At 74.6% G+C, this 10,231-nt stretch carries 9 protein-coding genes; 8 read left to right on the forward strand and 1 reads right to left on the reverse strand.

What is annotated here, in order from left to right:
- From HLB15_RS20270 to HLB15_RS20290, 5 genes are all read left to right on the forward strand, one after another.
- Positions 1-984: Gfo/Idh/MocA family oxidoreductase (locus HLB15_RS20270; protein WP_171108049.1), on the forward strand; the 984-nt coding region annotated here is incomplete at its 5' end.
- A gap of 49 nt (positions 985-1,033) precedes the next feature.
- Positions 1,034-2,254 (forward strand): acyl-CoA dehydrogenase family protein, encoded by a 1,221-nt coding sequence (locus HLB15_RS20275; RefSeq protein ID WP_171108051.1) that lies wholly within the window; start codon positions 1,034-1,036, stop codon positions 2,252-2,254.
- A gap of 71 nt (positions 2,255-2,325) precedes the next feature.
- Positions 2,326-3,675 carry a sensor histidine kinase gene (locus HLB15_RS20280; RefSeq protein ID WP_171108053.1) on the forward strand — a complete coding sequence of 450 codons (1,350 nt, stop codon included), beginning with the start codon at positions 2,326-2,328 and terminating at the stop codon, positions 3,673-3,675.
- The gene (locus HLB15_RS20285) at positions 3,663-4,325 is read left to right on the forward strand and encodes a response regulator transcription factor (RefSeq protein WP_171108055.1); all 663 of its coding nucleotides are present in this window, start codon (positions 3,663-3,665) and stop codon (positions 4,323-4,325) included. Before HLB15_RS20280 ends, HLB15_RS20285 begins: the two co-directional genes overlap by 13 nt.
- Positions 4,322-5,230, forward strand: coding sequence for a DUF4097 family beta strand repeat-containing protein (locus HLB15_RS20290; RefSeq protein ID WP_171108057.1), 909 nt, complete (start codon positions 4,322-4,324; stop codon positions 5,228-5,230). Before HLB15_RS20285 ends, HLB15_RS20290 begins: the two co-directional genes overlap by 4 nt.
- Before the next feature lie 15 nt (positions 5,231-5,245).
- Here the strand turns inward: HLB15_RS20290 and HLB15_RS20295 are convergent, their stop codons facing one another.
- Positions 5,246-6,475, reverse strand: a complete 1,230-nt coding sequence (locus tag HLB15_RS20295) for an Nramp family divalent metal transporter (RefSeq protein ID WP_171108059.1) — start codon at positions 6,473-6,475, stop codon at positions 5,246-5,248.
- A 121-nt stretch (positions 6,476-6,596) separates the two neighbouring features.
- Between HLB15_RS20295 and HLB15_RS20300 the strand changes: the two genes are divergently transcribed.
- The 3 genes from HLB15_RS20300 to HLB15_RS20310 all read left to right on the forward strand — a co-directional run.
- Positions 6,597-7,913 carry a glycosyltransferase 87 family protein gene (locus tag HLB15_RS20300; protein WP_171108062.1) on the forward strand — a complete coding sequence of 439 codons (1,317 nt, stop codon included), beginning with the start codon at positions 6,597-6,599 and terminating at the stop codon, positions 7,911-7,913.
- A 174-nt stretch (positions 7,914-8,087) separates the two neighbouring features.
- Positions 8,088-9,185: a glycosyltransferase family 4 protein gene (locus HLB15_RS24900; RefSeq protein WP_308424922.1), complete on the forward strand. Its 1,098-nt coding sequence runs from the start codon at positions 8,088-8,090 to the stop codon at positions 9,183-9,185.
- A 1-nt stretch (position 9,186) separates the two neighbouring features.
- The coding region (locus HLB15_RS20310; protein ID WP_171108066.1) for a glycosyltransferase at positions 9,187-10,231 on the forward strand (1,045 nt) is incomplete at its 3' end.

Below are 10,231 nucleotides of genomic sequence, written 5' to 3' on the forward strand. Positions count from 1 at the left end.
GGCCTGCCCGCCGCGGGCCTGCCCGGGCTCCCGGCCGCCACGTACGCCTCGGTGGCCGGGCTGGTCGACGGCGGCCGCCCCGACCTCGTGGTGCTCACGCTGCCCGCCGGCGCGGCCCAGCCGGTGGTCCGCGAGCTCGCCGCCGCGAGCGTCCCCGTGCTCACGGAGACGCCCGCCGCCGGTACCGTCGCGGAGCTCGCGGCGCTCCAGCGGCTCGTGGACGACGGCGCCTGCGTGCACGTCGCCGAGCAGTACCACCTCGAGCCCCTCGTCGGGGCGCAGCTCGCGGTCGCGGCGTCGGGCCTGCTCGGCACGGTGACCGATGCGCACGTCGCCGTCGCGCACGACTACCACGGGCTGAGCGTGCTGCGCCGGGCCCTCGGCGTGACGTTCGAGGACGCCGAGATCACCGCGCGCCGCGACGTGCGCACCGTGCTGCCGAGCCCGAGCCGCTCGGGCGACCCGGAGGACCTCGCCCCCGTCGAGACGGTGCACGCCACGGCGTGGCTCGACTGGGGCGACCGGCTGGGCACCTACGAGTTCGACGACGTCCAGTACCGCTCCTGGGTGCGCTCGCCCGCGCTGCTCGTGCGCGGCGTGCGCGGGGAGCTGCGCGGCGAGGTCGTGCGGCACGTCGGCGCCGACGGGCAGCCGCTGCGCTCGACGCTCGAGCGCGTGGCGGCGGGCGGCGCGGGCAGCCACGAGGGGATGTTCCTGCGCGGGTACACGCTCGACGGGCAGTGGCTGTACCGCAACGCCTTCCGCCCGGCCCGCCTGCCCGACGACGAGCTGTCGATCGCGCGCATCGTCGCCGACATGGCCGACCACGTGCTGCACGGCGCGCCGCCGCCGTACTCCGTGGCCGAGGCGGCGCAGGACCAGTACCTCCAGCTCGAGGTGCGCCGCGCCGCGGCGTCCGGCGAGCGGGTGCGCACGAGCCCCCAGCCGTGGGCCCACGGGCGGACGTGCGCGGGAGCCCGGTGAGACCGCGTATCGCTTGACCTGAGATCCGGTACCGGAGCACCATGGAGGCATGACTCAGACTCCCGGGGTGACGGCGCCCGCCTACGACGTCTCGCAACCGCTCGACATCGACTTCGCCGGCGCCTTCGCCGACGTCACGGAGGAGGAGCGGGCCTGGCAGCTCGCCGTCCGCAGCTTCGTGCAGGACGAGGTCCTGCCGGTCATCGACGGCTACTGGGAGCGCTACGAGGTCCCGATGGACCTGGTCAAGCGGATGGCGGAGCTGGACTTCCTGCGCGACGGCGTGGACGTGCCCGGCTTCCCGAAGATCTCCAAGATGGCCGAGGGCCTCGCCGCCATGGAGATGTCGCGCGGCGACGGCTCGGTGACGACGATCTGCGGCGTCCAGGGCGGTCTGGCGCTGCGCTCGATCGTCATGCTCGGCTCCGACGAGCAGATCGAGAAGTACGCGGCGCCCATGGCCCGCGGCGAGATCCTCGGCGCGTTCGCGCTCACCGAGCCCACGCACGGCTCCGACTCGGTGGGCCTGGAGACCTCCGCGGTCAAGGAGACCCGCGACGGCGTCGAGGGCTACGTGATCAACGGCGAGAAGAAGTGGATCGGGTTCGGCTCGATCGGCGACATCGCCGTCGTCTGGGCGCGCGGCGAGGACGGCCAGGTGCACGGCTTCATCGTGCCGCAGGACTCCCCCGGCTACGAGGCCACGACCATCCAGGGCAAGGTGTCGCTGCGCGCGATCCACCAGGCGCACATCGTGCTCAAGGACGTGTTCGTCCCGGCCGAGAACCTGCTGCCGAGGTCCCGGTCCTTCAAGGACACCGGCCGCGTCCTGTTCGCCACCCGGCTCGGGGTCGCGTGGGGCGCCGTCGGGCAGGCGATCGCGTGCTACGAGGCCGCGGTGGCCTACTCGAAGCAGCGCGTGCAGTTCGGCCGCCCGCTCGCCGCGAGCCAGATGGTCCAGGAGCGTCTGACGAAGATGCTCTCGATCATCACGCAGATGCAGCTCCTCGTGAAGCAGATGACGCGCCTCGACGAGGCCGAGCAGCTCAGCGGCCCGCAGGCCTCGCTCGCCAAGTACACGTGCACGCGCGGCGCCCGCGAGGTCGCCGCCATCGCCCGCGACATGCTCGGCGGCAACGGCATCCTCCTGGAGAACCGCGTGGCCCGGCACTTCGCCGACATCGAGGCCCTGCACACCTACGAGGGCACCGAGAGCATGCAGGCCCTCATCATCGGCCGCGAGATCACGGGCACCAGCGCCTTCGCGTAGGGATAACCCGACCCCCGTCCCGTGGGGTCACGTCCTGTCGGGGGCCGTCCCGTCCGCCTAAGGTCATCAGCATGACCAGCGCAGACGAGGCGGCCCCCGCGCTCACCTCCGGCGCGGCCCTCCTCCGGGCCCCCGCCGCCCGTGCGACGGCGCGCGCCCTCGCCGCGCTGGCCGTGGGCTGGCTCTGGGCCCTGACCGCCGGGCTCGTCGTGTGGGTCCTCGTGCTCGTCTCGGCCGTCCTCGTGCCCGCGCTCGGCGTGGGGCTGCCGCTGCTCGCGCTCAGCCTGCGCGGCGCCCGGGCCTTCGCGGCCGCCGAACGCACCCGGATCGAGGTGCAGACCGGGGTCGTCGTCCCCGCCCCCGGACGACCCCCCGTCGGCGCCCGGCGGTGGGATCGGCTCCGCGACGCCGTCGGCGACGGCAGGGCCTGGTCGGCCGCCCTCTACGCGTTCCTGCTCTGGCTGACCACGACCGTCTTCTTCGCGCTCGCGGGTGCGCTCGCCTCGGGGTCCGTCGCGGGCGTGGTGCTCGCGGCCGCCGGGCAGGACACCGTCGTCGCGCGCTGGAGCGGGCTCCCCTGGCCCGCCGTCGTCGTGCTCGCGCTCGTCGCGGCCGCCGCGTGCCTGTGGGGAGCCGCCGTCGCCACGCAGTACGGCTCGGCGCTGGTCGTCCGGGCGGCGCGGTCGCTGCTCGGGCCCTCGGCCACCGAGGTCGCCCGCGCCCGCGCACTGGCGGCGGAGCAGGACGCGCAGACCGCGGCCGCCGAGGCGCACACGGCCCGCGAGCGTGCCGTCGAGCTCACCGAGTCGCGCTCCGCGGCGGTCTCGGCGGCCGACACGGAGCGCCGCCGTATCGAGCGCGACCTGCACGACGGCGCGCAGCAGCGTCTCGTCGCGCTCGGCGTCGAGCTGGGCGTCGCCCGACGGCTGGCCGACAGGGATCCCGGGCACGCCGTCGCCGCGCTCGACCTCGCGCACCGCGAGGTCAAGGAGGCCCTCGGCGAGCTGCGCGACCTGGTCCGCGGGATCCACCCCGCCGTCCTGTCCGACCGCGGCCTGGACGCCGCCCTCTCCGCGCTGGCCGGGCGCAGCCCCGTGCCCGTCCGGGTCGAGGTCGAGGGCGACCTGACGCCCGCGGGCACGGCCGCGCAAGCCGCCGCGTACTTCGTCGTGGCCGAGGCCCTGACGAACGTCGCCAAGCACGCGGGCGCGCGGTCGGCCGAGGTGCGGGCCGCGCTCGTGCCCGGCCCCCGACTGCGCGTCACCGTGTCCGACGACGGCCGGGGCGGTGCCCGCGCGACGCCCGGCAGCGGGCTCGAGGGCCTGCGTGGCCGGGTCGCCGCCCTCGACGGCACCTTCGAGCTCGAGAGCCCGCCCGGCGCGGGCACCCGCCTGACCGTGGAGGTGCCGTGCGCATCGTGATCGCGGAGGACTCGGTCCTCCTGCTCGACGGCCTGACCCGGCTGCTGACCGCCGAGGGGCACGAGGTGGCGGGCCACACGACCGCCGACAGCCTGGTCCGGGCGCTCAGCGGCACCGGCCCTGCCCTGCCCGACCTGCTCGTCACCGACGTCCGGATGCCCCCGTCGCACACCGACGAGGGGCTGCGCGCCGCCGTGCACCTGCGCAGCCTGCACCCGAACCTGCCCGTGCTCGTGCTCTCGCAGTACGTGGAGCAGAGCTACGCGTCGGAGCTGTTCGCGCGCGGCGCCCGCGGCCTCGGCTACGTGCTCAAGGACCGTGTGGCCGACGTCGACGAGTTCCTCGACGCCGTCGCGCGCGTCTCGGCCGGCGGCACCGTGCTCGACCCGGAGGTCGTCACCCAGATCATGGCCCGGCACCCCGGCTCGGACCTCGACGTGCTGACCCGCCGCGAGCGCGAGGTGCTCGCGCTCATGGCCGAGGGCCGGTCCAACACCGCGATCGCCGACCGCCTCGTCGTGGGGCTGCCCGCGGTGGAGAAGCACGTCACCAACCTGTTCATGAAGCTCGGCCTCCCGCCGGCCACCGACGACCACCGCAGGGTGCTCGCCGTGCTGCGCTGGCTCGACCAGAACGGATCCTCGCGATGACCCACCCCGACGCCGCGCCCGCCGTGCAGGACGCCGGCCCGCCGCCGCCCGGCCGCAGCTCGACCGCGCGCGCCCTCACGACGCTCGGCGTGCTCCTCGGCGCCGCCGTCGTGGTGACCGGTGCCCTGTTCCTCGCCGACCTCATGATGTCCGCGACGAGCACGACGCACCGGTCGTACGACGCGGTGGGCACGGTCGAGCTCGTCGCGGACGGCGACGTCACCGTCACGGCCGCCGAGGGCGACGTCGAGGTGGACGCGGTCGCCCGCAGCGGCCTGCGCGAGCCGCGGTACGCGGCGGACGAGGGCGGCGACCGGCTGGAGATCACGCACCGCTGCGACTGGTCGGTGTTCCTCCCCCGCTGCTCGGGCGGGCTGGACGTCACGCTCCCCGCGGGGACGGAGGTCGTGGTGCGCACCGAGAACGGCGACGTCGTCGCGAGCGGCGTCGCCGGCTCGACCGAGCTCGAGACGAGCAACGGCGACGTCGACGCCACGGACATCGCGGGCGCGCTGTCCGCGCGGTCGAGCAACGGCGAGGTGACGGTCTCGGACGCCGGGTCCGACGTCGAGGCCTGGAGCTCCAACGGCGACGTCACGGTCGAGCACGTGGACGGCACGGTCACCAGCGAGAGCAGCAACGGCGACCTCGTCGTCGTGGCCGTCGCGGGCGACGCCTCGGCCCGGTCGAGCAACGGCTCGGTGGAGGTCCGCGGCGTGGCGGGCGACGTCGTCGCGGTCACGAGCAACGGCAAGGCCACGGTGCACGGCGACGACGAGCCCGTCGCGCTGACGATCGAGACGTCGAACGGCCACGAGACCATCGACGGCCCCACCGACCCCGACGCGGAGCGCACGGTCGAGGTCCGCAGCTCGAACGGGGACGTCGCGTACCTGGTGCCGTGAGCCCCTGCGACCGCGTCAGCCCGTGAACGTGAGCCAGAGCAGCGTGACGTTCAGGGCGACGATGACGCCAGCGACCACCCAGGCCAGCGTCTGGGTGACCGCGCCGTTGCGGTGCTCGCCCAGGAGCTCGCGGTCCCGCGTGACCCGGACCAGCGGGATCATCGCGAAGGGGATGCCGAAGCTCAGCACCACCTGGCTCACCACGAGCAGCCAGGTCGGCGAGATGCCGGTGAGGAGCAGCAGGATCGCGGGCAGCAGGGTGACCAGGCGACGGGTCAGGAGGGGCACCCGCACCTTGAGCAGGCCGGACATGATCTCGGCACCCGCGTAGGCGCCGACGGAGGTCGACGCGAGCCCCGACGCGAGCAGGCCGACCGCGAACAGCACGCCCACGACCGGGCCGAGGGTGCTCGTGATCGCGGCGTGCGCGCCCTCGATGGTGTCCGTGCCCTCCCTGCCCGGCAGGTTGGCCGCGGCGAGCAGCAGCATCGCGATGTTCACCGACCCCGCGAGCACGAGGGCCAGCACCACGTCGACCCGCGTCCCGCGCAGCACGTGGGCCACGGACGTGGACGGCGCCTGGAGGTGGTCGCGGGCCAGCGACGAGTGCAGGTAGATCGCGTGCGGCATCACGGTCGCACCGAGCATCGAGGCCGCCAGGAGCACCGAGTCGGCACCGGCGAGGCGGGGCACGAGGCCGGCCAGCATGCCCGCGGGGTCCGGCGGCGAGAAGAAGAGGCCGGCGCAGAACCCGACCGTGAGCACGGCGAGCATCGTGGTCACCACGCCCTCGAACGCGCGCTGCCCACGGCGCTGCTGCACGGCCAGCACGAGGAGCGACACGACGCCCGTGATGACGCCACCGAGCACGAGCGGCACGCCGAACAGCAGGTAGAGCGCGATCGCCCCGCCGATGACCTCGGCGAGGTCGGTCGCCGCCGCCACGATCTCGGCCTGCGCCCAGTACGCGAGCCGCGCCGGGCGGGGCAGGCGGTCGCCCAGCACCTCCGGCAGCGAGCGCCCGGTGACGACACCGAGCTTCGCGGAGAGGTACTGCACCAGCACCGCCATCGCGTTGGCCGCCACGAGGACCCACACCAGCAGGTAGCCGAACCGGGCACCGGCCGTGAGGTTGGCCGCGACGTTGCCGGGGTCCACGTAGGCGATCGCCGCGACGAACGCGGGGCCGAGCAGGGTGATCAGACGGGCGCGGCCGGTGCGAGGCTCCGCGACGGTGCGTGACATGGGGCGCTCCAGGACGAGAGGACGGACACCCAAAGTTCGGGTAACCGAACTCTAGCTCGCGACGATGCGAACTTGAAGACCTCCCGCCCGGTCGCCGACACCATCGCCGATCAGTGCAAGGATGTGCCCCGTGCCGAGCCCGTCAGACACCTCGACAACGCCCAGGACGCGGGGCGCCGACGTCCTGCGGTCCGCCACCCGCGTGCTCCGTTCGTGGCCCGCCCTCTGGGTCGGGTTCCTCGTGGTGCACGGCTGGATCATCGTCCAGGCCTGGGTCTTCGGGGGGCAGATCCTCGGCGACGTCGGCCTGTACGAGTGGTGGGTCCGCACCGGCATGAACGACGGGTGGTGGCCCGTCTTCGGCTACGACTGGGTGTACCCGCTCGGCGCGCTGGGTCCGATGGCGGTGCCCGCGCTGCTCTCGTCGTCGAGCGACGGCTACTCCTGGGTGTGGATGATCCTCGTCACGCTCGCCAACGCGGTCGCGGTGGCGCTGCTGGGCCGTGCCCGCCCGCACGGCCGGGCCGCCGTCTGGTTCTGGCTCGCGTTCCTCGCCGCGCTCGGTCCCATCTGGATCGGCCGGCTCGACGGGCTGCTCGCGCCGATCATCCTCGTCGCGCTGCTCGTGGCCGTCCGGCGGCCCGCCGTCGCGATGACGCTCGCCACGATCGGCGCCTGGATCAAGATCGCCCCGGGCGCGGTCGCGCTCGCGCTGGCCGCGACGTCGTCGGACGTGCGGCGCCTGCTGCGCACCGTCGTGCTGCCGGGCGCGGCGGTGACCGCCGTCGTGGTCGGGGTGGCGTTCGCCGGCGGCGGGCAGGACAACGTGCTCGACGTGTTCGGCGAGCAGGGCGAGCGGCAGCTCCAGGTGGAGGCCGTCGGGGCCACGCCGTTCACCGTCGCCCGGCTGTGGGACCCGTCGATCCGCGTCGAGTACGACGACGTCATCTACACCTACGAGGTGCTCGGCGAGGCGCCCGACGCCGTGGCGCAGGCCCTCGACGTCGCCCTGCCCGTCGCGGCGCTGCTCCTCGCCGCGCTCGTCTGGTGGGCGGCGCGGCGGCGTCCCGACCGGGTCGGCGACGTGCTGCTGCTCGGCGCCACCGCGGAGCTGCTCGCGCTCATCGTCTTCAACAAGGTGGGCTCGCCGCAGTTCATCGCGTGGATCGGGCCCCCGCTGGCCGCCGCCATCGCGCTGGGCAGCCGCAGCCAGGGCACGCGGCGCACGTGGTTCCTGCCGGCGCTGGGGACGCTCGTCGTGGCGCGTCTCACGATGGAGATCTACCCCATCCGGTACGGCGAGTTCCTCGGCGGGTGGCCCCTGGCCACGACGGTCGGAGCGCTGCGCAACGCGCTGCTCGTCGTGCTGCTCGTGGGCGTCGTCGTCCGCCTCGTGCAGCTGACCCGCACGCGCCGCGCGGTGTCACGACCACGCTGAACGCGACTCTCCGCTACCGTCAGATCGTGAGAACCTGTGCAGCGGTTACCGTCTCGACGCCACCCGTTCCCCGGATCGCCGCATGGAAGCCGTTGAGCGGACATCGACGAGCGGCAGGTTCGTGACGTGCGCGTAGCCATCGTCGCGGAAAGCTTTCTCCCGCAGGTCAACGGAGTGACCAACTCTGTCCTGCGGGTGCTCGAGCACCTGCAGGAGCGGGGGGACCAGGCGCTGGTCCTCGCGCCCGACGCGGACGCCTCCTCCGGCCATGTCCCGCCCTTCGTCAGCGGTGCCCCCGTCGTCGAGCTCGGCTCGATCGGCTTCCCCGGGTACCCCGACGTCCGCCTCGTCGTCGGCAAGAAGTGGCGCACCGAGCGCACGCTCGCGACCTTCGCGCCCGACGTCGTCCACCTCGCCTCCCCGTTCATCCTCGGCTGGCGCGGCATCCTCGCCGCCGAGCGCCTGCACCTGCCGACCGTCGCCGTCTACCAGACCGAGGTGCCCGGCTACGCCGCGCGCTACGGCCTCGGCGGCTTCGAGCCGCTGCTGTGGAAGCGCGTCAAGGACATCCACGAGCGCGCGACCATGACGCTCGCGCCGTCGACGGCGACGATGCGGCAGCTCGAGGACCACGGCGTGCCCAACCTGCGCCTGTGGGGCAGGGGCGTGGACACGCAGGCGTTCCACCCGCGGTTCCGGGACGAGGCCTGGCGTCGCCGGGTCGGCGCGGGCCGCGAGCTGCTCGTCGGCTACGTGGGCCGGCTGGCCGCGGAGAAGCAGGTCGAGGCGCTGCGCGTGGTGCAGGACCTGCCGGGCGTGCGCCTCGTGATCGTGGGCGACGGGCCCGAGCGCGAGGACCTCGAGCGGGTGCTGCCGCAGGCCCACTTCACCGGCCTGCTGCGGGGCGGCGAGCTGTCGCGGGCGATGGCGAGCCTCGACGTGTTCGTCCACCCCGGCGAGCTCGAGACCTTCGGCCAGACGCTGCAGGAGGCGCACGCGAGCGGCGTCCCGGTCGTGGCGCCGGCGGCGGGCGGCCCGCTGGACATCGTCCGGCACTCGCACGACGGCTGGCTGTACCCTCCAGGTGACCACGAGGCGCTCCGTGCCCGTGTCGTCGACCTGGTGGGGGACGAACGCAAGCGACGCGCCTTCGGCACCTCCGCGCGACAGCGCGCGGAGGGCCGGACCTGGCACGACATCTGCACCGAGCTCATGGGGCACTACGAGGACGCGGTCCGGGTGCACGCGAGAGCAGGATCGGCGGAGGTATGACGTGCGGATCGTCCACGTAGCGAACTTCTACAGCCCGCGGTCCGGAGGGATCCGGACCGCCATGCACGCCATGGCGGGGCAGTACCTGGCCCGGGGGCACGAACCCGTGCTGGTCGTGCCGGGCCCGCGGGACGGGGTGTCGCACGTGGACGGCGTCCGGGTCGTCAGCCTCGCGGCCCCCCGGGTGCCGTTCTCCGGCGGCTACCGCGCCGTCGTGGAGCCCGGCAAGATGCGCGGCCTGCTCGAGACCCTCTCGCCCGACCGGCTCGAGGTCAGCGACCGCACCACCCTGGCCGGCCTGGGCGACTGGGCCCGCGAGGCGGGCGTCCCGTCGCTCATGATGCTCCACGAGCGGGTCGACGGCGTGCTGCGCTCCTGGGTCCCGGGATTCGCCTCCGCCGTGACCCCGGGGCTCGCCGACTGGTACAACCGGCTCACCCTCACCCGCTTCGACCGGCTGGTGGCGACCACCCAGTTCGCCGCCGGCGAGGTCGAGCGGCTCGCGGCCCGGTCCCGGGGTGCCGGCCTGCCGCCGCTGAGTCGCGTGCCGCTCGGGGTCGACCTCGAACGGTTCCGGCCCGACCGCTGGTCCGCCGAGGTGCGCGCCGAGTACGCACCGCCGGGCACCGAGCTGATCGTGCTCGCGAGCAGGCAGTCCACCGAGAAGCGGCCCGACCTCGCGATCGACGCGGTGGCCCAGCTGCTGCGCGACGGGCGCCCGGTGCGGCTCGTCGTCGCGGGCTCCGGGCCCCTCCTCACCCGGATGCGGCGCCGCGCCCAGGCCGCCGGGCTGCCGCACCGGTTCCTCTCCTTCGTGCGCGACCGCGACCAGCTCGCCGACCTGCTCGCGTGCGCCGACGCCGTCGTCGCGCCCGGACCCATCGAGACGTTCGGGCTCGCGGCGCTCGAGGCGCTGGCGTCGGGCACGCCCGTCGTGTGCAGCGCGACGAGCGCCCTGCCCGAGGTGGTCGGCGCGGCGGGCGCCGCGGCCGCGCCCGACCCGGCCGCCCTGGCCGTCGCGCTCCACGAGGTGCTCGACCGCGAGG

The sequence above is a fragment of the Promicromonospora citrea genome (assembly GCF_013004695.1).
GTDB lineage: Bacteria > Actinomycetota > Actinomycetes > Actinomycetales > Cellulomonadaceae > Promicromonospora > Promicromonospora citrea.

Excerpts from the sequence above, each read along its gene's own strand:
- HLB15_RS20300 (WP_171108062.1), top strand. The coding sequence starts at position 6,597 with ATGTGCCCCGTGCCGAGCCCGTCAGACACCTCGACAACGCCCAGGACG.
- HLB15_RS20275 (WP_171108051.1), top strand. The coding sequence starts at position 1,034 with ATGACTCAGACTCCCGGGGTGACGGCGCCCGCCTACGACGTCTCGCAA.
- HLB15_RS20295 (WP_171108059.1), bottom strand. The coding sequence starts at position 6,475 with ATGTCACGCACCGTCGCGGAGCCTCGCACCGGCCGCGCCCGTCTGATC.
- HLB15_RS20280 (WP_171108053.1), top strand. The coding sequence starts at position 2,326 with ATGACCAGCGCAGACGAGGCGGCCCCCGCGCTCACCTCCGGCGCGGCC.
- HLB15_RS20290 (WP_171108057.1), top strand. The coding sequence starts at position 4,322 with ATGACCCACCCCGACGCCGCGCCCGCCGTGCAGGACGCCGGCCCGCCG.